At 48.5% G+C, this 23,072-nt stretch carries 15 protein-coding genes and 1 tRNA gene; 10 read left to right on the top strand and 6 right to left on the bottom strand.

Annotated features, from left to right (window positions below):
• Positions 1-68 precede the first annotated feature (68 nt).
• Positions 69-1,961: an amidophosphoribosyltransferase gene (locus J3P35_RS14690; RefSeq protein WP_210465325.1), complete on the bottom strand. Its 1,893-nt coding sequence runs from the start codon at positions 1,959-1,961 to the stop codon at positions 69-71.
• Positions 1,962-2,312: 351 nt separating this feature from the next.
• On the opposite strand from J3P35_RS14690, the gene J3P35_RS14685 reads away from it, so the two are divergent.
• From J3P35_RS14685 to J3P35_RS14665, 5 genes are all read left to right on the top strand, one after another.
• Entirely contained in the window at positions 2,313-3,206 is an 894-nt protein-coding gene (locus tag J3P35_RS14685; protein ID WP_210465324.1) for a DMT family transporter, read from the top strand.
• Between the two features lie 74 nt (positions 3,207-3,280).
• Positions 3,281-3,541, top strand: coding sequence for a hypothetical protein (locus J3P35_RS14680; RefSeq protein ID WP_210465323.1), 261 nt, complete (start codon positions 3,281-3,283; stop codon positions 3,539-3,541).
• A gap of 173 nt (positions 3,542-3,714) precedes the next feature.
• A complete protein-coding gene (aspA, locus tag J3P35_RS14675) occupies positions 3,715-5,127 on the top strand; it encodes an aspartate ammonia-lyase (RefSeq protein ID WP_210465322.1) in 1,413 nt (470 codons plus the stop codon).
• A gap of 143 nt (positions 5,128-5,270) precedes the next feature.
• Positions 5,271-6,134 (top strand): pirin family protein, encoded by an 864-nt coding sequence (locus J3P35_RS14670; RefSeq protein ID WP_210465321.1) that lies wholly within the window; start codon positions 5,271-5,273, stop codon positions 6,132-6,134.
• Positions 6,135-6,501: 367 nt separating this feature from the next.
• On the top strand, positions 6,502-6,642 hold the full coding sequence (locus J3P35_RS14665) for a hypothetical protein (RefSeq protein ID WP_210465320.1): 141 nt from the start codon (positions 6,502-6,504) through the stop codon (positions 6,640-6,642).
• A 222-nt stretch (positions 6,643-6,864) separates the two neighbouring features.
• Here J3P35_RS14665 and J3P35_RS14660 read toward each other — a convergent pair whose 3' ends face one another.
• The 4 genes from J3P35_RS14660 to J3P35_RS14645 form a co-directional block, all read right to left on the bottom strand.
• Positions 6,865-14,046: an MBG domain-containing protein gene (locus J3P35_RS14660; RefSeq protein ID WP_210465319.1), complete on the bottom strand. Its 7,182-nt coding sequence runs from the start codon at positions 14,044-14,046 to the stop codon at positions 6,865-6,867.
• A 697-nt stretch (positions 14,047-14,743) separates the two neighbouring features.
• Positions 14,744-15,883 carry a radical SAM protein gene (locus J3P35_RS14655; protein WP_210465318.1) on the bottom strand — a complete coding sequence of 380 codons (1,140 nt, stop codon included), beginning with the start codon at positions 15,881-15,883 and terminating at the stop codon, positions 14,744-14,746.
• Between the two features lie 91 nt (positions 15,884-15,974).
• Positions 15,975-17,660, bottom strand: coding sequence for a hypothetical protein (locus J3P35_RS14650; protein WP_210465317.1), 1,686 nt, complete (start codon positions 17,658-17,660; stop codon positions 15,975-15,977).
• Positions 17,661-17,671: 11 nt separating this feature from the next.
• Positions 17,672-18,427, bottom strand: coding sequence for a hypothetical protein (locus J3P35_RS14645; RefSeq protein ID WP_210465316.1), 756 nt, complete (start codon positions 18,425-18,427; stop codon positions 17,672-17,674).
• A gap of 385 nt (positions 18,428-18,812) precedes the next feature.
• On the opposite strand from J3P35_RS14645, the gene J3P35_RS14640 reads away from it, so the two are divergent.
• From J3P35_RS14640 to J3P35_RS14620, 5 genes are all read left to right on the top strand, one after another.
• Complete coding sequence (locus J3P35_RS14640) at positions 18,813-19,100, top strand: hypothetical protein (protein ID WP_210465315.1); 288 nt, start codon at positions 18,813-18,815, stop codon at positions 19,098-19,100.
• Between the two features lie 487 nt (positions 19,101-19,587).
• Positions 19,588-20,742 (top strand): NTP transferase domain-containing protein, encoded by a 1,155-nt coding sequence (locus tag J3P35_RS14635; protein WP_210465314.1) that lies wholly within the window; start codon positions 19,588-19,590, stop codon positions 20,740-20,742.
• 141 nt (positions 20,743-20,883) lie between these two features.
• Positions 20,884-21,372, top strand: coding sequence for a GyrI-like domain-containing protein (locus J3P35_RS14630; protein WP_246850227.1), 489 nt, complete (start codon positions 20,884-20,886; stop codon positions 21,370-21,372).
• A gap of 211 nt (positions 21,373-21,583) precedes the next feature.
• A complete protein-coding gene (locus J3P35_RS14625; RefSeq protein WP_210465313.1) occupies positions 21,584-21,811 on the top strand; it encodes a hypothetical protein in 228 nt (75 codons plus the stop codon).
• A gap of 110 nt (positions 21,812-21,921) precedes the next feature.
• A complete protein-coding gene (locus tag J3P35_RS14620; protein WP_210465312.1) occupies positions 21,922-22,650 on the top strand; it encodes a hypothetical protein in 729 nt (242 codons plus the stop codon).
• 241 nt (positions 22,651-22,891) lie between these two features.
• On the opposite strand, the gene J3P35_RS14615 is transcribed toward J3P35_RS14620, so the two are convergent.
• A tRNA-Glu gene (locus tag J3P35_RS14615) sits at positions 22,892-22,963 on the bottom strand.
• Positions 22,964-23,072: the final 109 nt, after the last annotated feature.

The raw sequence follows: 23,072 nt of genomic DNA, 5'->3' as shown, positions 1-23,072 counted from the left end.
TGAATCAGGCCTCTCTTTATTTATGTTACATTCTAATTAGCACATCAGCACATTAGAAAATCAGCACATTAATAGGCCCGTCCTTCTTTGTTTTCCATGAAGTTCACGAAGGCACGGTTCACCACTTTCATACCGCCAGGGGTAGGGAAGTTACCCGTGAAGTACCAGTCGCCGATGTGGTTAGGGATGGCTTCGTGGAGGCCTTCAACCGTTTGGAAGATCACCTGCACCTCGGCCTTTACATTAGGCGCTTTTACTATCTGGGCTACTTTTTCGCTGATTTCCTCAGGGGTGAACTGCCCGTAGAGTTCCTGCACAAAATTGCGGGTTCTGGCTTCGCCGGTTTTCAGGGCCAGATGGCAGCTCTTATGTACTTCGTGCGCCAGGCACTCCTGATTGCGGTCTTTGAGCAAGCCCATGAGCGCCCGGAACGCCACAAACTCCTTCATCTTAGACATGTCAATGCCGTAACAGTCTGGGTAACGAATTTGCGGGGCGCAGGACACAATGATGATTTTCTTAGGGCCCAAGCGGTCCAGCATTCTAATGATGCTTTTCTCCAGGGTAGTACCGCGTACAATAGAGTCGTCAATCACCACCACGGTGTCAACGCCTTTCCTTACCACTTCATAGGTGGTGTCATAGACGTGGGCCACCAGGTCGTCGCGGGAGTTGTCATCGGTGATGAAGGTTCTCAGTTTGGCATCTTTGATAACCAGTTTCTCCACCCTAGGCCGGAAAGAGAGGATGTTGTCCAGTTTCTCTTCATCGCAGTTTACTTCCAGTAAGGCTTTGCGGCGGTAAGCGCGCAGGTAATCTTCCACGCCCTCCATCATGCCCAGGAAAGAAGTCTCGGCGGTGTTGGGGATGTAAGAGAAAACGGTGTTTTCCAGATCGTAGTTAATGGCCTTCAACACCTGCGGGCAGAGCAGTTTGCCCAGAGCTTTGCGTTCCTGGTAAATCTCTGGGTCATTGCCGCGGGAGAAATAGATGCGCTCAAAGCTGCAGGATTTCTTCTCTAGCGCCGGTAGGATCTCTTTCTCGGCGGCTTCCCCGTTTTTCTGGATGATGAGCGCATGGCCCGGGGTGATTTCCCTGATCTGGTTGTAATCTACCCCAAAGGCGGTTTTAATGGCCGGCTTCTCCGAGGCGATTACCACTACCTCATCGTCCATGTAATAATAAGCCGGGCGGATGCCGGAAGGGTCGCGTACCACGAAGGCCGCGCCGTAACCGGTAAGTCCCGCCATGGCATAGCCGCCGTCAAAGTCTTTGCAGGCCCGGCGCAGGACGCGCTGCAGGTCCAGGTGCTCTTCAATGAGGGCGGTGATTTCCTCGTTGTTGTGGTCTGGTTTGAAATAGTCAAAGAGGCGCTGGTTTTCCTCATCCAGGAAGTGACCAATCTTTTCCAAAACCGTTACTGTGTCAATTTTCTGGCGCGGATGCTGGCCTAGCTCAGTGAGCACGTCAAAGAGCTCATCTACGTTGGTCATGTTGAAGTTACCGGCCACGGCCAGGCTGCGGTTGCGCCAGTTGTTCTCCCGTACCATGGGGTGGCAGTTGTCCACGCTGTTAAGACCGTGGGTCCCGTAACGCAAATGGCCCAGATACACATCGCCCATAAACGGGAGATTCTCTCTGAGCCAGTTGATGTTCTTTGCTTCCTCGGGGTACTTGCGTTTCAGTTTGCCGTATTTCTCGCTTATTTTCCCAAAAATAGCGTCAATCGCTTTGGTCTTGACCGACCTGTACCGGGCAATGTATTCTGTACCGGGCTTCGCGTTGATTTTGATGCTAGCAAATCCGGCGCCGTCTTGCCCGCGGTTGTGCTGTTTCTCCATGAGCAGGTACATCTTCTGGATGCCGTACATGGGAGTGCCGTATTTCTCGGTATAATATTCTAAGGGTTTGCGGAGGCGGACAATGGCAATTCCGCACTCATGTTTTATCGCATCACTCATGGTAATTGGTTTTAAGCCGGAGGCGCGTGTTCAATGGCATCCGGTGGCCCAGGCGGCTGGTCAAATCGTTCGGCCGAAAAGGCATGCAAAGGTAAGAGTAAAAACACGTATCGCACTAGCTAAAATCTATTTTCTATAGCCCTTCTTTCCCCTGCTTACGAAGAAAAATGAGCCCATGTGACTTTAACCCCAAAAGCTCTCAAGAATGTAATACCAAGGCTGTTTAAAGTGATATACTTATTGATACTTAGTATTTTATGAAATCTGTTTTGCGGCCGCTTTTTAGAAAGTACCGCTAAAACAGGTGGCAGCATTAGGTGGCGCGGGCGGTTGTTGCCTACCTTTGCGGCCATGAACAAACAAGTACAGGTCCACGGGGCCTTGTTTCTGGTGGCGCTCATTTACGGGGCCAACTACAGCATCGCCAAGGAGATCATGCCAGATTACGTGGGGCCGTTCGGGCTCATCGTGATTCGGGTGGTAAGCGCGGTGCTGGTATTCGGGGCTCTGTCTCTGTGGGTGGTGAAGGAAAAGATCCAGAGTAAAAGCGACTGGGTCCGGATTGTACTTTGCGGCCTGTTCGGGATCACCTTGAACCAGCTCTCGTTCTTCAGCGGCCTCAACCTAACCTCGCCCATCAATGCCTCGCTTATCCAGACGGTGTCGCCGGTGGTGGTGGTTTTGCTTTCTGCTTATCTGTTGAAAGAACGGATCCAGGTTTTCAGGATGGTGGGTATTCTGCTGGCGGGGCTGGGCGCCATGATGCTCATCTCGGGCAAAGCCGGCAACGCGCAGGGGAACATCCTGGGCGACATCCTCATGCTGGTGAATGCGGCCTGTTTCGGGGCTTTCCTGGTGCTGGTGAAACCGCTCATGCAACGCTATAATCCTATCACGGTGGTGAGCAGGATCTTCCTGGCGGGCTCGGTGGGGGTGATTCCCTTCGGGCTGGGGCAGGTGATCAAACCGCACTACGCCACATTCCCGGCCTCTATCTGGGGCGCCATCGCATTTGTGATCATCGGGATGACCATTCTGGCTTATCTGCTCAACGTCTGGGCCATGAAATACGCCAGCCCGGCGCTGGTGGGCGTGTATATTTACCTGCAGCCTGTCTTCGCCATCCTCATTGCGGTGAGCTTGGGTAAAGACCTGTTTACGTGGCAGAAAGCGCTGTACGCGGCCATGATTTTCGGGGGCGTGTACCTGGTGAGCAAGCCTAAAAAACAGACGGTTGAGGTATAAGCCGCAAAAAATTACAGGGTAAATGGCACCTTGTCTTAGGCTTAGGCGTTGAAGGGATTACAAAAAAATGCAAAATGACTGACCAGACCCACTACGAAGATGACGCGCTGCACCATCTCTTTTTATTGGTAGAGGCCCAGGATGCCACCTGTATGCTTAACCTGGCGGGGCACCCGCTCCGCATCAGGGAAGTTGTTTTCCAGATGGTAGAGAACGGATGCCGCGTAAGTAAAGTAGAAGCAGATTTCTACAATATGTTTCTCTATGACAAAGAAGTAACCGAGATCTATGATTACCTCACCACCATTATCAAGGTGAAGTTTGTGACGGTGTAATCCCTCCGTGCCGTTTAGGGCTTGTTTTCAGGAAATCGGGCGCTGAACGGAGAATTCTATCTGAGCCGATAATATCGAGTTGCCAGCCATCTAGGACGGTAATAAAACAAAGTTTCTGCAAATACGGTAAGGAAACAAATGATCCCCATCATCTGTCACCAAAGCCACTTTGCATGAACCAGACCTTCAGAATAGAACACGACTTCCTGGGCGAGAAAGAGATCCCCAACAACGTCTACTATGGCGTGCAGACACTCAGGGCCTTGGAAAACTTCAATATCACGGGTATTACCAACGCCTCGGAGCCGCTCTTCATTGTGGCTTTTGCCTATGTGAAGAAGGCCGCCGCCATGGCCAACCGTGACCTGGGAGTGCTGGACAAGAAAAAAGCCGAGGCCATCATTTTTGCCTGTGACGAGCTCATAGCCGGCAAGTACCGTGACCAGTTCGTAACGGACCTGATCCAGGGTGGGGCGGGCACCTCGGTTAACATGAACACGAACGAGGTCATCGCCAACATAGGCCTGGAGTACCTGGGTTACCAGAAAGGGCAGTACGAGTTCCTGCACCCCAACAACCACGTCAACTGCTCCCAATCCACCAACGATACCTATCCCACGGCTATCATGATGGCCTTGCACCTCAAGGTGGATGTGTACCTGAAGGCCCTGGCGGATCTAAAGGAGTCCTTTCTAAAAAAGGCCAAAGAATTCAAAAACGTGCTCAAAATGGGCCGCACTCAGTTGCAGGATGCCGTACCGATGACCTTGGGCCAGGAGTTCCATGGTTTTGCCACCACCATCAATGATGATATCAAGCATTTGCGTGAAGCTCAGCGGAAACTCACCGAGTGCAACATGGGCGCCACTGCCATAGGCACCAGCATCAACGCCCCACAAGGCTACCCCCAGCTGTGTACCAAGTACCTGGCCCAGATCACCAAACTGCCCATTACCTTGGCCCCTGACCTGATTGAGGCTACCTCCGATATGGGTTCCTACGTGCTGGTATCGGGTATGCTCAAGCGAAGTGCCGTAAAAATCTCCAAGATCTGTAATGACCTGCGACTGCTGTCCTCGGGGCCCCGCGCCGGACTGAACGAGATCCGGCTACCACCCATGCAACCCGGCTCATCCATCATGCCAGGTAAGGTAAACCCGGTGATTCCGGAAGTGGTGAGCCAGACCGCTTTCTATGTCGTTGGGGCCGATGTCACCATCACCATGGCCGCCGAGGCGGGGCAGTTACAGCTCAACGTCATGGAGCCGGTCATCGCCTTCAGTCTGTTCACTTCCATGAACTACATGATCAATGCCATTGCCACCCTGCGTACCAAGTGCATAGATGGCATCACCGCCAATGTGGAGGTTTGCCGTGAGGAAGTTATGCGCAGCATCGGTATTGTCACAGCTTTAAACCCGATCTTGGGTTACGAGACCTCGGCCGCCATTGCCAAAGAGGCTCTGGCTACCGGCAAAGCCATTCACCAGATTGTGGTGCAGGAGCGGAAACTCATTGACCAGGCTAAATGGGACGAGATCTACTCCTTTGAGAACATGATTCACCCGGTTTACATCAACGGCTAATTTTGCCGTGAGGCATAAAGGTGTTTCTTTGTTGAGGGAAGTGGAGCGCTGTGGTTTTTAGCCTGTTTAAGAAAGAACAGGCCCAAAACAACATTTGCTTCATGCAAGCACTTGAATGTACAAGCCGGTATATAAATAACTTTATGAATAGAAGAATATTTCAGGTCATTGATGGCGTGCAGAAACAGGTGGGAGAGGGGTTTGCGGTCACCAGTCCCATGCCCGGGTCCCGCATCAGGCAGTTGAGCCCTTTTCTGCTCATTGACCATACCGGCCCCATGCAGGTGCAGCCTACCGATAAACCTTTGGGCGCGGATCCGCACCCGCACCGCGGCTTTGAAACTGTCACCGTTGTTTATCAGGGCTACCTGGCCCACCGCGATACGGCCGGCTACAGCGGCAAAATTGGTCCGGGCGATGTGCAGTGGATGACCGCCGGTGCCGGCTTGCTCCACGAAGAGCGGCACGAGAAGGAGTTTGCCAAGCAAGGCGGCGTTCTGGAGTTGATTCAGTTGTGGGTGAACGTACCTAGGAAGGACAAAATGGCGCCGCCGCGTTACCAGGAACTGAGAAGCGGCAGCATTCCGATTATTCCCACGGCAGAAGGAAAGGGAACCATAAGGGTTGTCTCCGGGAACTACGGGGGAGTGGCAGGCCCCGCCGAGACCTTTTCGCCCATCACCATCCTAGACATCTGGCAGCCTAAAGGCGCAAAGCTCCAGCTAGACTTACCAGCGACCTACAATGTGGGTATTTACGTGGTAAAAGGCAGCATACTGCTGCACGGGAACCGACCCGCCCAGACAAAGCAACTGGTGGTATTCGGCTGGGACGCGGAAGGCATAGAACTCACCTTTGAGGAAGACACCACCTTCCTGGTACTGGCCGGAGAACCCATAGAAGAACCGCTCGCCACCTATGGCCCTTTCGTGATGAACACCAACCAGGAACTGGTGCAAGCTATCGCTGATTACGAGAACGGCCAGATGGGCAGCTTCGCGGATTAAGTTTTTGAATCTTGCGGCCTTAATTTCATCTAAAGTCAAAGAATTGGCGATTTGTGGCTGTTTTCTTAAAAACCAGCCACAAACGCCAAAAGGACAATTGATTACACAATTGGATATGAGCTTTCTTATCCAAGCATTTGGGTGTAAATCCAGCTACTTTCATAGCCAGAGATTTTGCGGAACTTGTTCTTGATAAATGAAACTTTCTCCAGTCAACTATCCTTAAGAAGGGGAACCCTAGCTTTAAATAATCATAATGTTTGAACATTCTCTTTTTCATAAACTCCCACCTAAAAACCAGGCAGAATTATTGGAGAAGAAAGGGATAGTGCTTACTAAGCGCCATCTTAATGGATGGGCTATCACCTTGTTTTCATTAGAGAACCAATTTCTGGAAGTCTGGTCTAAGAAGGACCTGGAGATTATTGGCTCCTTCCATTCTGCGGTCAGCTATATGGACATCATTGAGCCATATATACACGTGTTGGATGTGCCGGAAGAGTCTTAATCCTTTTGGCTATAAAATTTCAAAAGCAGCCGCCGAGGAATGATTTCCCCAGCGGCTGTTTTTTGTAGGGTAGGGGTTGGTTAATGCCAAAGTAAAAATAACAGCCATTTATGCCTTTTCCTTTTGACTGAACAAGGGAAAAGCTACCGAAGCCAAATCTTTCATAAAGCAGAAAGCCCCTTGCAAATTTGCAAGGGGCTTTCTTATTAAGGCAAGGAAAGGTTATTGACGGACTACCCGCAAAGTTTTCACCTCATTTCCTTTTGTCAACCGGATGATGTATACCCCAACATTTGCGGATCTGGCATCCCACTTGGCAGTGATGGTTTCAGCATTTTTTGCTTTGCCTTTCTGCAGTTGTTTAACCAGTGAACCTTTCATGTCATAGATATCAAGGCTGTACGCTTCATCCTGGGCCACACTGAACTCAACTGAAGCTTCGTCTGTGAGCGGGTTAGGGTAGGAAGTGAACTTCACCTCTTGGTTAACCGGCAACTCAGCCACCGCAATGGCGCTGGAAGATTTAGTAGTGGTTTTAACTTCATGGATTACGATGGATCCTCCTCCCAGGGTGGTATTTGTAACCGTGCTTATATCTGCATTGTCTTGAGCGCCAATCATGTTGTCATAAACAGTAGCTCCTGCTGCATCAGTAATTTTCATACGTACCCTATCAGAGCCACCAGCGCTAGAGGCTTGACCATCAATAGCATTCAATGTGAACTTATAAGTACCTGTACCATTTATGGTTCCAACACCTCTATAACTTGCTTTGGCTCCGCTGATTACGAGGGTTGCTGCTTCATAAGAGGTACTATTGAATTTCAAGTTACCTGCCTGGAACTGGAACTCGGTTTCGCCTTCCAGAGCAGTAGAACCCTTTTTGTATCTAGACACAAAGCCAAAGTTTGCTTTACCCACTGCTGCTGGGTCTTTTACATAGGCTCCTGCTGGAGAGTTAATCCAGCCACCACCTGTCACAAAACCACCTGTTGGATCATAAACCGGAAGGTAAGCTGTAGACAAACCGCATCCGCTTCCTGTAGATGCTTCTACCTGGTATACATTAACGGTCAGGCCTGTAACCTGAAGTGTTGCCACTCCATTGGCATCCGTTAAAGCGGAACCTTTAACAACACCATCCAGCTTGAATGTGATTTGAACGTCAGAAACTTTAGGGAAAACAGTTGCAGAGAGTTTTGCTGCCGTACCTACTGGGACAGGGTTGCCGCTTGCAGATGCATCTATTGTTACTCCATTTACAGTTATTACGCCATTTTTGAAGGTAATAGCGTAGTTGCTAGAAGTTAATCCACTAGGAGTAACATCATAGATAGCCTGTCCACTGCTAACATTTGCTGTGGTAGAGTAGGATAATGTTCCACCCAATACACTTGAACCTTCATTATTCACAAATCCGTCATAGGTTACGGAGAAGGTTGGGTTAGCCTGTCCGCAATACTTGCTTGTATTTTGTGCAGTTACCACAAGGGCCTTTTTAGTGATAGTAAGGGTAGCTGGGGTATTGGAGATCTCGTAATTGCTCAACACAGTGGCGGGAGTCAACGAAGCAGAGATGGCATATGGACCATTGGCAACAGTTTCACCAGCAACGCGGTTGTAGGCAGCTTGCACATTGTCAGAGGCCAGGAATCCGGTTAGTGTGCCTGTAAACTCAGGGTCTGCAGCGCCGTACTCCTTCGTTTTAGCAGCTACAACTACAGAAGCTGCCTTCTTGCCGATTGTAAAATTGGCCGTGTTGTAGGTGATGTCGTAGTTGCCCAGGACACTAACTGGAGCAAGGGTAGCAGAGATTTGGTATGGACCTCCCGCTACCGTCTCGCCCGTGGCACGGCTATAAGTAGCTGTCACGTTGTCACTAGTCAAGAAGCCTGCTAAATTACCGGTTAAGGTTGGGTCAGAGCTACCATAGGTCTTGCTGTTAGCAATTGGAGTAATTGAAGCAGCCTTCTTCGTAATGTTAAAGGTAGCAGAAGTGTTAGTGATCTCGTAATTATCTAGCACATTCTGAGGTGCCAAGGCTGCTGTGATGGCATAGGTGCCCACATTCTCGCCGGTAGCGCGGCTGTAAGTGGCGACTACTTTATCAGCGGCCAGGAAGCCGGTAAGGGTGCCGGTTAGGCTTGGGTCATTGTTGCCGTACACCTTCGTCTTGGTATCCACTACCACAGATGCGACTTTCTTACCAATAGTCAGTTTGGCGCCTTGGAAGGTAAGGTCGTAATTATCGCCCAAAGCCAGAGTTCCCTTGTCAATGGTATAGGAGCCTACCTTCTCGCCCTCAGCTCTGGAAAGTACGCCTGCAAAGGCATCCTTGTTCACCAGAGAGCCGGCGGTAATGGCATATGTCAACTCAGGATCTGCATCTCCATAGGTCTTTTGCTTGTCATCTGCTTTCACAGCGATAGGGCGGGCACTGATGGTCAGCGTAGCCGGAGTGTTGGTGATATCATAGTTGCCCAATGCAGAAACAGGAGATAATGTAGCAGAGATAGGGTATGGACCAGCGGCAACTGTTTCGCCGGCTACCCGACTGTAGGTAGCTACCACCTTATCTGCTTCAATGAAACCAGTCAGGGTACCAGTGAAATCAGGATCTTCAGCACCATACACCTTTGTTTTTGGAGCTACTACTACAGAAGCTGCTTTCTTACCAATAATGAAGGTCTTGCTGCCCTCTGAGCCAGTGTGGTTTTCATCGCCAGAGAAAGAGAAGGAGGCGGTTGCGGTGCCAGCGTTGATGTTGTTACTATACTCTGCCGTAGGTGTTAAACTCAGGCCACCTGCTCCGGTCACCTCAACTGTGGCCGGGGTGATGGGTAAGCCGGTATAGGTGAACGGGCCGCCATTGATGGTAACAATTGTTTCAGAGGAGGCCTTTTCTATGATGAAAGACTTGCTGTCCTCAGACCCTGTGTGGTTATCGTCACCAGCAAAGGTATAGCTTGCTGTGGCAGTACCAGCGTTAATGTTATTAACGTAAGTGGCAGTAGATGTCAGTTCCAGGTTACCTGCACCGGTTACTTTTACCGTTGCTGGCGTTTGTGCCTTTCCAGTATAGGTGAAAGGACCAACTGGAACGGTAACCTCAGTTATGGAGGAAGCTTTACCTATGGTGAATTCTTTTTCGTCCGATGAGCCAAGATAATTAGCTGATTCAGCATAGGAAGCTGTTGCGGAATACGTACCGGCGTTAACTGGGGCGTTGGTAGAAGAAGGATAAACAGTTGGTGCTACACCGGCATAATAAACGGTGATAGACTGATTTAAACCGCCGTCGCCCTCCACAGTGGCAGAACCTTCATGAGCAGATCCGTTATAGATGGCATCGCTAGCAACAACTTCCGTTTTAGTAGAGGCTTTGGCAATGACCAAGGTACCTTCTGCGGAGCCGCTGTAGTTCTCATTTGTTAACGAAGCCAGAACCTCGTAAGAGCCTGCATTGGTTGGGCTAGAAACTGCTGCTCCCTTTTGGCTATAAGTTACGCTTACGCCAGTTACATCGGCAGGGCTAATGCTGTAACCTACAGTCTTAGCGGAACCATTGTAGGTCTGCGACAGATCAGCCATAGTTAAAGTAATGGTGGCAGCAGCTTTCTGGGCAGTTACATTTGCCGTAACTTCAGGAGCTGCATGGTAGTTGTCGTCACCAGCTTGGTTGTATTTCACAATCCCTGTTCCAGTTCCGGAGTTCATGGTGTAGGTATCACCGATGTTGCTTAATGGAGCAGAGCTGCTGTATTCAATTGCCAAACCAGAAGTGGCATTGGCTTCTACCTTGAAGCTGGTATTGTAAACGGCACTGGCCGGAGAAGCAGTTGTTACGGTGATGGTCTGATTGGCTTTCTCCGCCGTTACAGTTTCTGTTATTACAGTCGCGGCATTGTAGTTGTCGTCACCATCCTGACTGTAGCTAACAGTACCTGTTCCAGTGCCTGAGTTCATTGTGAATTGCGCACCAACGTTGCTAAGTTTACCGGCACTACCGTAGCTTACAGGCAGACCAGAAGATGCAGTAGCTTCTACAGTAAAGGTGGAGTTGTAAACAGCTTTTTCTGGAGCAGAAGTAACTACTGTAATAGTCTGATTGGCTTTGTTTACCTTAAAGCTATGGGTTACAGAGGAAGCAGCATTGTAGTTGTCGTCTCCTAACTGTGTAGCGGTTACACTGGCAGGACCAGCACCGTTAATAGTGATTTTACCAGTACTTTCATTGTAGCTTATGTTTCCTGTGGTGGAGATGCTAACTGGAAGGTTAGAAGAGGCACTTGGGCTGATGGCAAAAGCTGCATCACCATAAGTCTTATCTTCAATTTCAGCAAAAGTGATGGTTTGATTTGCTTTAGCAATCTCCAGGGTACCTTTTAAGCTTCCTGAATAATTGTCATCAATAATAGTTGCTGTAACCGGGTAGCTACCAGCATTCTTCGGAGTTGCTGAGCCAAAGTCATAACTCAAAGTCAAGCCAGCAGGTGTAGTAGTAGCTACTACTGTTTTTACCTTGTTGTCATAGGTTTGCTCTAAAGTTCCTGCTGTCCAAACGGGCGACACAGTCGCTTTTTCAACAATAATTTCTACTGACTTGCTGCCAGCCTTGAAGTTAGCAGCTTCGGCAGCATTTACAGTTAAGGTACGAGTGCCAGCACCTAATACCGTGGTTGCTTCAGGCGAGTAAGTCAAAGTAGCACCACCTAATGCGGTAGCATTGAGCTGCGTTCCGGACAAAGGTGTACCGTAAACAATGTTAGCTGGATCAGACCAGGTAATCACCTGTTCAGCTTTGTTCACTGTTAAGCTAACTGTCTTAGTAGCCGCATTGTAGTTATTAGTGGCAGCGGCATTCACCGTTAAGGTATGCGTGCCAGCATCTACGATAGTGCCGGCTTCAACTGAGTAAGTCAACGCACCAGCAGCCGATCCTCCTTCAACACCCGCTACTGTAGCATTAAGTTGGGCAGCAGATATGGGCTTGCCATAGGTGATAGCAGTTGGAGCAGTCCAGCTAATTGTCTGGTCAGCTTTAGCTATCTCTAAAGTACCAGAAGCATCAGGAGCAGTATAGTTCGGGTTGTCTAATGAAGCAATTATTTTGTAAGAACCAGCATCGGTTTTTCCGTTGTTGCTAATGCTTATTCCAGATAAGTTAACTGGCGAAGAAGTAGCCGTGGCCAATTTAGCAGAACCATTATAATTATGGGTTAAATTGTTTAAGGCTAATGTAGCGGTTGCTTTGTTGATGGTTACGGTAGCAGTATTGCTATTGCCGGTGTGGTTGGTGTCCCCGGTGTAGGTTGCCGTTACGCTATATGTGCCAGCATTGGTAGGCGCAGTTGCACTGGCCGGGTAGGTGGTTGAGCCCGTGCCCACATAGCTGTAAGTGATATTGGAGGTAGTGCTCAGGTTGCCAGCGCCAGTTGCAGTTGCAGCAGCGGCATGGGCTTCACCATCGTAGGTAGCCGTCACATCGCTCATGGCTACGGCAGAAGATGCTTTCTCAATCTTCAAAGTACCACTAACAGGATCGGCCTGGTAGTTAGGGTTGTCTAAAGAGGCGGCGGCAGCGTAGTCACCGGCATTGGTGCCGGAGCCGCTCACGCTCACGCCAGACAGACCCGCTGGGGTTGTAGTAACGGTGGCGTTCTTCTCCTCCCCATTGTAAACGTGAACCAAGTTGGCCAGAGCCAAGGTAGCGTTTGCTTTGTTCACGGTGAAGGTTTGCTCAACGTCAGCGGCAGCCAGGTAGTTGGCGGTTTCAGCAGAAGAGGCTTTTACCTTTACACTGCCTGCACCAGTGATGGTTAACTTAGAACCACTCACCGAAGCCGGACCGCTTACTACTGCAAAGGTTACAGCAGCACCGGAGGTGGATGAAGCGGTCAGATCAAAAGCTGCGTCACCGAAGGTTTTGGTGCCTAGGTTAGTGAAGGAAATGGTGTTAGCAGCCTTCTCGATAATAAGGGTTCCGGTTTGCTTAGCGATGGCCGCGCCATTGCCATCCACCAGTTTGTAGTTGGCGTTGGTGGTGATTGCTTCCACGTTGTAGGAGCCAGCACCAACAACTTCTGATGAAGCTACCTCGGCGTTATTTTTTAAATATTTTACCGTCACACCGGCTGCTGCAGGCGAGGAGGTGGCGGTGACCGCCTTTGGCGAGCCGCTGTAGGTGTGGGCCAGGTTAGAAAGCGAGATGGTGGCAGCGGCTTTCTCGATTACTAGGGTGCTAGTTTGAGCGGGTAGATCGGTACCTTTAGAATCCACCAACTTATAATTGGCGTTGGCCAAAGTGGCTGATGCAGTGTAGTCGCCGGCGTTGGTTGGCGAAGCCACAACAGTCTCACCTTGCTTGTAGGTGACGGTCACCCCGCTCAGGCCAGCCGGCGAGGTCGAAGCAATGGCGGCCTTGGCCGAGCCGTTGTAGGTGTGGGCCAGGTTGGAAAGGGAGATGGTGGCACCGGCCTTGCCAATGGTCATGATTTTAGTATCTGAACCGGTGTAGTCATTGTTTACCAAAGTGGCAACCACTTGGTATGACCCTGCATTAGTTGGTGGCGTTGACACCGCTGTACCTAATACATTATTATTTATTGGAGCATAAGTAAAAGTAAAGCTACTTGCTCCAGTGGCCGTTGTGGTAGCGGTAGCAGAAATAGGATTACCGTTGTATATTGGATTTAGATTGGACAAGGTTACACTTGCAGAACCTTTTAAATATTTGAAAGTTGGTCCATTTGTTACTGGAGTTACAGCTGCGTCTTTGTTATTCTTATCCTTTACTGTAATAGTAACTTCAGTTCCACTAATTCTTGCAGGTGCTGTAAAAGACAATACATCACCACTTATTATAGTTCCTATGGCTACTTGTGTTGTCCCATAGAAAACTTTGTATGGCTCTCCACCAGTACTAAATGAATTTCTCGCAGTTATTTCAACTTGATAGCCTCCTGAGGGTAATCCGGAAGAAGGCGATATGCTAGTAATATTGGCATCAGTGAAGGTTGTAATTGTTGCATAATTACTCTGCTTTCCTGTAGATGTAACAGTAAACTTCACACCTAAATGTCTTTGCTCCACTTGATAATCAATTTTCCAATTCCCATTAGCGTCCACAACTACATCATAGACGTGATAATCTGGATAATCTGGCTCCTCCTTAAACTCCACATGAACCACACTGTCCAAGGTCCAGCCGGATCCTGTGATATGAGCTATTTCCCCTGGCGCATAGTCATCTTTATCAGAAGTTACTGAAGGAGCGGGTAAGCCTGCGTCTACATAGGCATCGCCTAACGCAAATGCGCCAACCGTGCCTAAAATCAAAAGGCAAAGCAGGATACCGTATCGCCTGGCGTTTGCCTTTGCCATTGCAAGTAAGTTTACATTCATATGATTTTTGTTTAGATGAAAAGGGTTGATATGATTTGGTATTCGGTTTGTACAAATTTAAACCTGCTAATAAAATTTTATCCTTTTATTCGGTAAGTGAAAGCTTTTGAGGGTTGAGTTATATGAGTTGCAAGTTGAAATTTGGTATTGGTTAGTTGAGCTTTTCAAATTTAGGTTAGGTTAAAGAGTTTGTTTATAGTGGTTTATGGGTATGGTTTGCCCTGGACAATAGATGCCGGAAGCAAAATAATGATAATGGGAAAGCTACTTAATAGGGGGAGGTGAAAAGAGGGGGAGTACTTAAAGCAGAATTCAGAAACAAAAAGTCTCTATTTCTGAAATCAAAGTTTACTAATTGTAATGTTACATAAAAAAAGAATATGATTATATTTTATAGGCCTTCCTTATGCGAATACACCTGATTGCTATCATATAGTTCCAAAAGAATGAATATTGGTAATATTATTTTTTTTAATATAATATTATATAGCGAATATAATCTATTTATTAGTGAAAGCAAATTAAGAACAGGTAAATTACAATAAGAGAGTAGTGGTTAAATATTTTTGAGATATGTGTTTCTCGGCTGTTTTCTTAAAAGTGACTTCAAGCTATAGTTGAACAAGAATTTACTTGTTCAACTAGCCTATAAAGAATGGAAGGAGCTGAAGCTTTATTATAAGAAAGAAGTGATTACCTATTGGGTGGGTGCCATAGGGCAGCCACTATGCCGCAGGGAAGCTAGGGAGGATTGGAAGTTTGCGGCTTGAGTGTGGCCGATGGTTTTTTGGCAGAAGGGGCAGGCTTGTATTTGACCATCGGTGTCTACATACACGTGGCGGTCTGCGGAGGCGGCGCACCCGGCGCGACGACGCTGGAAATCATAATAGGCCACCATGGGCAAATGGTGGTAGGCCGAGTTGAAATTGAGGTTGGTGTAGAAGTCTTCCAGCATTTTACGTTGGTGGGGAGCAAGCCCAACTTCCTGACCCGTATAGTGTCCTACCGCTTTTGGTTCCAGTACCTGAATGAAACCGGCTCCCAGGCGGGTTGCCAGTTGGGCGTAGGCCATGAGGTTTTCCTGAGTGACGAAGGCCTTGGTAGCGCACAGGGATACTGCCACTACTAATCCTACGCTTGCTGCATTTTCCGCCGCCTTTTCCACCCATGCGTAAGCCTCTCCAAAGCCTCTAAATTGGTTATGTAAGTGGGGATTGATATGGTCCAGGCTGATAGTAACGCCCGTGAGCCCGGTTTTTTTTAGAGTCTGGGCATTCTCCAACGTGAACAGGTGCCCCGAGGTAAGGACCCAGAAATCGGTGATAGGTTTAGCGGATTTTAGCACGGAGAGCAGTGCAGGCATCCTGAGCATCGGTTCGCCACCCGAGAATTGCAGCTGGGCCACGCCTTGTTCCTGGAACTGCCGCACCATGTTTTGCAGGTTGTCAACCGCAAGCTTCTCCTTGCCATTGAGAGCGTCCCATTCAAAGCAGTGTTCGCAGCGCATTGCGCATTTTTTAGTCACCGCCATGATGACGTTCTTGAACGCAAAAGGCTTGTCCTGGAACGGCATGATCCGGTTTAACTCGGCCAGGTGGTAATCATCATAGGCTTGGGAAGGCCAGCCCGGCGTGTTGTACTCATAATAATAGCGCCCGTCAACCTTGGCCACCTTCTTGAAGGGGGAATTACCCAGAAACCTTTTCCGGATGGCAGCTAAAGTTCGTAAGGCTTTGATGGCTTTCAGCGGATGCGGTACCTGTTTCAGGATAAGTTTCAGCAAATGCCACCTGATTCGCCGCATGGCCCAGAAACTCTGCCAACGGGTTAACAGCACAGGTTTTGCTTTCCACCCGGAGGTTGAAATCGGTTCTGAGCCAGTCAGAGGCACTTCATTCTCCTGAGGAAGAATCTCCCGGGAGAGTGGTTTATTGGGCGCTGGCATAGGCGGTAACTAAGTTGTGGAAATTATTGGCCTCTGCTAGCTGGTTATACCTTTGGCGGGAGAACTGCATGAAATGCCCGGGTTTTTCAAAGTCCCGGAGGGTGAACAGGTTGGGGATGCCGGTATAATCCCTTAGGTGCTCATAGTAGCCGCGCGTATGCAGGAAAATGCTTTGGGATTGCGCCCCGGCTTTCCTGGGCAAGTGAAAGGTGAGTTCTACCGCATCACCCACTGAAAACTGTTTTAAGTATTGGGCATCTGAGTCGGCTAAAAGGTGTTTAACATTCTGGCCTGATTTCTCAATAACAGTGGCAGCCGGTACTTTCTGCGCAGACAAAGGTTCGTTTGGGGTGAAGTCCATGCCAACCCTGTCTACCTCCCAGAACATGAAGCCGCAGGACAGCCGTACCTGCACGTATGGACTATTTATCTTGGTTAGATCTATTGGCACCACCAAGTCGCGGCTGGCGAGAGGACCTATGGGTTGTATCCGCTCCACTTCCTGCCAACCTTCAGAAGTCTTTACTTCTACCAGCAACGGAATGCCTTGTTCTCGCTGCCACTTGTACAAATCAGCGGCCGGAACGTCTTTTTGCTTTACGGCCCAGCGGTTGTAAATGCCTTTGAATTGCTTCATGAACTCACCGTAGAGGTAATCAAGCCAAAGGGAGTTCTGCGCGTGCAAGACCAGTTTGCCCATTGAACTGCCGGCCGGTTTGGGGAATTGGAGATCTACGTAACTGGAATTTGCCCCTGCATCATTGAAGTAAAAGGCCGCGGAGTCCCGGGTTTGTAAAACCTGGGTGTAATCCTGACCTGCAGAGGTAATGGCTTTCTGGGGAGGAAGTACCTGCGTCAGGGAGTGGGGCCGTCCTTTTTGGTCCAGCAGTACCTGGGTGCCGGTTGGGTGCTGCACCACCAGCAACTCGGCAAGGTTGGTGTACTGGCGCTCTTTCAGTTCATTCGTGATTTTCAACTGCACTTTTCCGTCGGTGGGCTCCAGGCCAGTTAAAGGCATGTAGTCGTCCCGCTCCAGGGGAGAGAAGATGGCCCCTCCGTAGGTTTCGCCTACAAAGTGGTAGCCGGAGCCGTTCTTCACATACACAAAAGGGCAGGAGCTCTTTGTGAGCGCCACAATAACGGTGATAAGGGCCAGGGTACCGGCCAGTATGCCAATGGTGCCTAGTACATGAGAGGCCACGGTGGCACCGGTGTCTTTGTCCGCAATGTCAATTCGTTTAAGCGCCGAAAGCGGGATAATAGCCTGGTTGCCTTGCTCTGCGAACTCATTTACATATAGGTGGACCACGTTAAGGGCTACTGCCTGGTTTACCCTTTTGTAGCGGTTGGCGGAGCCTGGCTTGGGATCAATATACTGGAGCAGGTCTTCGGGCACAGTACTTAGCGTCCCGGTCATGGAGGTTTCCTTTACCGCTAGATTCTTTATTTCCCAGGCGTTATTGTCCTGGTGCAGGATAAACCGTTTGTAATTGGGTAGGCTGGCCACTTTGTCCGGGGTGAGGTCTTTCTCCTCTTTCAGGCGGTAGTAATTACAACTGAGCGCCAGGGGCAAAAAAGAAAACAGCAGGAGCCAGGACAGACATCTCTGGATAAACTTGTTTCTGAAAATTTTTGGAAGACCGGACAGGGTTGCTTTTGAGTCATTCATAGGATTTTAGGCTAAAAACGGAACCCCAGGTTTAAGTTGCCAGGAACAAAGAATCTGTTGTTGTAAGAAGAATATGTGTCTTCTACATTATCGGGTAGATGGAAGAACCGGTACCCGATTCCGGTATCGGCGGAAACCATGAAGAACCTGGTGAACTGGTAGTAAGCCCCGATTTTGAAATTCAGGGTAGTCATGAATGCCTCGTCCAGCCCGGGCTCGGAGCCATTACGATAGTTGTAGTTATAAAAATCAAAGGACCGGTAATGAATGGCAGGAGCTAAGTAGTACCTGAATCTTCCCTGCCGCTCTGGGTAGATATTCACCTCAAGACCCAAGCCATAATTAACCTGTTCCCGGAAGGCATCTGTATAGTACTCCGTCTCCTTGGATAAGCCAATCATAATTGGAAATTTCAGGCCTATTTTCCCCGAGGCTACAATCCGTTCGTAGGCGAAAGCGAGATTAGTGTAGAAAAAGTCCAGGAGGTAAACGGAAACAACGTTCCGCCCATATTCTGTTTCATAATTGAAGGATGACGTCTCAGTTCTTTCCATCGCCGGGGCAGCAGCTGAAGCAGCGGTAAAAGTCTTAACCGTACCATCGGCCATCTGAATGGACCTTACATCCTGGGGGCTGATTTGGTACACCAAAGAATCTGCCGCGTTGAATAGCCTGAAGCGGATAAGGTTGGGTTTCACATCCAGAACCTGAGCCTTCAAAACCACCCCATCGGTACGGGTAATAAGATCCTGCCCCCATGCAAGCATGACGGAACTTAGAAGGCATACTGTCAAAAGCGTACCTTTTACCATCTATTAGGTCTTTAATAAGTTGCAGGGGGATTGATATTAAATATAAATAATATTTTATAGAATATGAAATTTATTATTAGGACCACTGTTTTTAGCCTTTGTGAAAAATAAAGGCTAAAAACAGTGGTTTCTGGAGGAAGCCTCTGCTTAAGTGATCGCCTCTACCTTTCAGAATGGATCATCAGGGTACAAGAATATTAGCAAAACCTTGGTCCTTTAATTGAAGTAATGGAGGTAAGTTTATATAGCATCCTTAAAAATCACAATGCCACGCAGCGGGCCTTTTCTAATTATAAGGCTTCCTGGGTTTTTGATAAGGTAATTATAGCTCCATATTAAGATGAAAGGCAGAAAATCAACCACACTTGACCTCGTAGATGAACTTATAGCGCATAACAACAACGGCCGCTTCAATAAGCTGATCTACAACGCCAGAACAGGCCGCTACCACCATGCCTTTCACCTTGACGGTAAACTGCAGTTCCTTCGGGACACCGAACAATTCCCCGATCTGGTTGAAATAAGACTGGAAATCAGGAATGGCGTGTACAATGAGCTTATTTCAGAGAGCACTAATGCTTTCATACAAAACCCTCTCAATTCCTTCTGGAACAAGTTGGCCATCTAGGGAGAAATATTTCAGGGGCAACCACATTCAACGCGCCTGTGTCTTTCTGCAACGTTTCCCTGAAAACAGCACCCAAACGCATTTATGGTATTTTGTCTATTCCCTGGCAAAAACTGCCTGGTGGTCCTGCAAGTTGTGCCCTGAGTTTAACAATAGGAGAATATTTTCTTTGAATACCGCATTAATTCAATCTCATGCATGGAAGCCCGTCGCATAAAAGCCATCTTTTGCAAGAGTAGCTGATAATAGGCTCAATAGGTCTGCAGCTTGTAAAATGGTTTGCCTAATATTCCTTCTGCCCTTTTTCCAGTAAGACAGGTATCTGATTATCTCAAAACTGCACTTAGTGTGTTTTGAGGGTAATTCGTTTCTTACCTTCTCTTTTATTAGCATATTGCCAAACAGCCAACATCAATTGGTTTTGGGTTTTCAGATACGTGGCCATGCGCACCGTAATAGAACCAGAAAACCAGCGGCATTAAGCAGCATGAATTTACAGGAACACAAAAAACATAGCGATATAGCGCGGCCATCTTACGGGAATTACAGTCGGCTGGAATGGGCTTTTCTGGGCACCTCCTGCGGGGCAATCAAGACCCTAGCCGATAGCATCATTGGGGCCTTGTCCCCGGAGTATGCCTGCGGGTATGTAGATGCCCAGCACCTGAAAGACGAGGAGGAAGCCACCTTGCCCGCCCGGTTGGAGGCTGGTGCCCTGGCCGAGTACACAGACCAGATTACGTACGGCCAATTCAATTATAAGGAGCCATTGAGTTCTTTCCGGTTCCGGGAGATGTTCTCAGCAATGGATGTGGTTTTGGTGAACGGAAACCACCAGCAGGCAAAGGCGCAGGTAATCATCCTGGACGAGAACAAAAGAGCCTCCTTGCAGAAAAGGGTGTCTCAACTTACCAACGTGCAGTTGATCCTGCTTACAGATTCGGTCACAGAGGTGTTTGACTTTGTGCAGCAGGCAGTATCGAACTGGCAAGATCTGCCTATTTATAAATTAACCGACACTGCCGAAATCGGCTCATTTTTCAGAAAACAGCTGCAAAACGCATCGCCTGTCTTGAACGGTCTTGTGCTGGCGGGCGGAAAAAGCGTGCGCATGGGGCAGGATAAAGGAGCCATGGAGTGGCACGGGAAAGAGCAGCGCTACTTTGTGGCAGACCTGCTGCAGGAGCTATGCCAGTACGTGTTTATCTCCTGCCAGCCAGAACAGCAGGCTTCCTTGAATGACGCCTACCGCTATCTTCCCGATACCTTCACCGGACTAGGGCCTTTTGGCGCCATCCTTTCGGCCTTCAGGGAACAACCCGATGCCGCCTGGTTGGTTGTTGCCTGTGATCTCCCTTTGCTGGATGCCAAGACTCTGCAGCACCTCATAGAGAACAGAGCGGTTTCTGCTATTGCCACTACTTTTGAGAGTCCGCACGATGGCTTCCCGGAACCCCTCATCACCATCTGGGAGCCGAAGAGCTATCTGGTCCTGCTTTCCTTTTTGGCGCAAGGCTACACCTGCCCCAGAAAAGTCCTGAGGAACAGCCCCATTCACATGCTCAAGCCCTTAAACCCAGATGCGCTTATCAATGTGAACACTCCCCAGGAAGTAGAGGAGGTAAAGCAAAAGTTAGGATAACCTATTGGTCTTAACCTTCTCTGGAAGAGGTAGCCCTTGTTTTGACTGCTTTTCCCACTAGGTTATTTTGGTAAACCCTTTCTGTAGATATGGGCATTGTCACAGGCGCACCTCCTTTACTAACCTGTCATAATTAAAATCATGGAGACCATAGAACCAAGAATTGCCCTGCTACCTGAGAAGAAGCTGATGGGTATGCGGTTGGCCATGTCATTGGCAGACAATAGAACAGGTGAACTCTGGAGAAGCTTTTTGCCAAGACGTAGGGAAATCCAGAACAGCATAGGCGCTGACTTGTATTCTATGCAGGTTTATGACCCTTCTTATTTCCATACCTTCAGTTTGCAGAGAGAATTTGAGAAATGGGCCACCATTGAAGTCAAAGACTTTGACCTGGTACCTAATGGAATGGAAACCTATATTTTGCCCGAAGGGCTATATGCCGTTTTCCATTACAAAGGCCTGAGCACTGATACCTCCATCTTCCAGTACATCTTTTCCTCCTGGTTACCCAACTCCAACTACTCTTTAGACATTAGGCCACATTTTGAAATTTTAGGCGAGAAATACCGGAACAACCACCCAGATTCTGAAGAAGAAATTTGGATCCCCATCAAACCCAAAGAATAAATCAGCCGAATTGGTCTGTAAAGGAGCCTAAAACCAATGGCTTTATGTGTTTGTTCTTTGCCATTCGTGCGCTTAGCAAAAAGTAAGCATGCTAACCACTTGGCCTGAATCAAACCTTCTTGATTAATTAAGTATACCCCAACCCCAAAAACAGGTTTTTGGCCCAGACCTCCCTTTCATTAAGGACAAGCTCAAAACGCTTGTTCATTACATGCCTCCTGATTTCCCAGAAATGCTTCTTGCTGATTCTTTGCCCGGCATTGTATCATGCCAAGTACAGGTTTTTGGTATTAAACCAGATAATGATAGGGTGGAGACTTCTGTATTTTGGCTTTGTTATGTTGATATATTGCAAGAATCATTCTGGAAAAGTTTGGCTGATACTGTTGAAATGTCGATAATAATGTTAGATTTGAATTCATCAACAAAGGAAAATTGATAAATATGGGGAAAACTTCTACTCGACTTTTCACAATTGCATTTTTAGCGGCATTCTGGGGAGCATCGGCTCCGGTCTGGGCGCAAGGCCCTCGCATAGAAGAATCCGAAATGGTAGTCAATGGCATCAGCCGCAAGGGACAGCGCACCACCCTCCAATTAGACCGTGAAGTAGTGGAGCGTGCCTGGAAAGCCTACCTGAAAAAGCAATCCGGAAGCCCGGTCAATGGGGTATCTTTCTGGCCATTTGACAAAGCCAATAAGCCAAAGGGAATCTATACCATTAAAAAGGGGGAGATAGACACCATCAGCAGCCAACCAATCAACATTTTCTCCAAAGTGGCGGGCGGCCAGGACAGCACCGTTGTCTGGTGGTCAATTGAAATAGGCGGCAAGAGCCTGAGCCAGGGAGACACCCCCAAAGAATGGGACCACAGCGCGGGGCTATTGCAGCAGTTTGCCCGCAACCTCTACCTGGAAGACATCCAGTCTGAAGTAGACTATGCCGAGGACGTTGTGGTTTACTCTAAGGAGGAAGCTGAGTGGATGTCAAAGTCAGCAAGTAAAATCAAGGCCAAAATTGTCCAAAACCTGGAGGAAAAGGCCGCCATGGAAGCCGCCTTGGCTAGCCGCACTCGGGAGTTGGAGCAATTGAACCAAAATATCCAGAAAGATCTGGACCGGCAGGAACTAGCCCTGGCAGCCAAAGAGCGCGAGCTGAATGAGATGAACAAGAAACTTCAGAGATGGCTGATCAGGCAGGAGGTGGCGCAACAGGAAATGGAAATCATGCGCCAAACAATGGAAGTTGTGAAAGCAAAGATTAGCAGAATGATCTAGTCCAGTTTGGGCATTAAAAGAGATGGGCTCCGCGGTAGTATATCGCGGGGCCCATTTCTTTTAAGCTACAATTGTTTTGCTAATTGAAGTGAAAAAGAGTTTAGAGCCGCCGCAGCAAATCACCCGCCTTCAGGCCCGCCGTTAGGAGGTAAAGGAAAACAGAGGAAAGCGTAGATTGTACGTGCATGCGTACGGTACAAAAGCAAAAAAGCCTCTCAGTGTGAACTGAGAGGCTATTGAGTAGTCCGTAGGGGAATCGAACCCCTGTTACCAGAATGAAAATCTGGTGTCCTAACCCCTAGACGAACGGACCATCTTTCGGTTTTGATGGTGCAAATATAGAAGGCGGTTTTTTATCTGACAAGCATCTTTGTTAAAATAAATGCGTTTAAACGGTAATTGGCTCAAAATGAGGCGGTAAA

Source organism: Rufibacter roseolus (assembly GCF_017916365.1).
GTDB classification, from domain to species: Bacteria; Bacteroidota; Bacteroidia; order Cytophagales; family Hymenobacteraceae; genus Nibribacter; species Nibribacter roseolus.
The sequence above is the reverse complement of the archived record's forward strand: the minus strand, read 5'-3'. Positions and strand labels throughout refer to the sequence as shown.

Excerpts from the sequence above, each read along its gene's own strand:
- aspA (WP_210465322.1), top strand. The coding sequence starts at position 3,715 with ATGAACCAGACCTTCAGAATAGAACACGACTTCCTGGGCGAGAAAGAG.
- J3P35_RS14620 (WP_210465312.1), top strand. The coding sequence starts at position 21,922 with ATGGTAGTCAATGGCATCAGCCGCAAGGGACAGCGCACCACCCTCCAA.
- J3P35_RS14630 (WP_246850227.1), top strand. The coding sequence starts at position 20,884 with ATGGAGACCATAGAACCAAGAATTGCCCTGCTACCTGAGAAGAAGCTG.
- J3P35_RS14645 (WP_210465316.1), bottom strand. The coding sequence starts at position 18,427 with ATGCTTGCATGGGGGCAGGATCTTATTACCCGTACCGATGGGGTGGTT.
- J3P35_RS14640 (WP_210465315.1), top strand. The coding sequence starts at position 18,813 with ATGAAAGGCAGAAAATCAACCACACTTGACCTCGTAGATGAACTTATA.
- J3P35_RS14635 (WP_210465314.1), top strand. The coding sequence starts at position 19,588 with ATGAATTTACAGGAACACAAAAAACATAGCGATATAGCGCGGCCATCT.
- J3P35_RS14625 (WP_210465313.1), top strand. The coding sequence starts at position 21,584 with ATGCCTCCTGATTTCCCAGAAATGCTTCTTGCTGATTCTTTGCCCGGC.
- J3P35_RS14670 (WP_210465321.1), top strand. The coding sequence starts at position 5,271 with ATGAATAGAAGAATATTTCAGGTCATTGATGGCGTGCAGAAACAGGTG.
- J3P35_RS14685 (WP_210465324.1), top strand. The coding sequence starts at position 2,313 with ATGAACAAACAAGTACAGGTCCACGGGGCCTTGTTTCTGGTGGCGCTC.
- J3P35_RS14660 (WP_210465319.1), bottom strand. The coding sequence starts at position 14,046 with ATGAATGTAAACTTACTTGCAATGGCAAAGGCAAACGCCAGGCGATAC.
- J3P35_RS14680 (WP_210465323.1), top strand. The coding sequence starts at position 3,281 with ATGACTGACCAGACCCACTACGAAGATGACGCGCTGCACCATCTCTTT.
- J3P35_RS14690 (WP_210465325.1), bottom strand. The coding sequence starts at position 1,961 with ATGAGTGATGCGATAAAACATGAGTGCGGAATTGCCATTGTCCGCCTC.
- J3P35_RS14650 (WP_210465317.1), bottom strand. The coding sequence starts at position 17,660 with ATGAATGACTCAAAAGCAACCCTGTCCGGTCTTCCAAAAATTTTCAGA.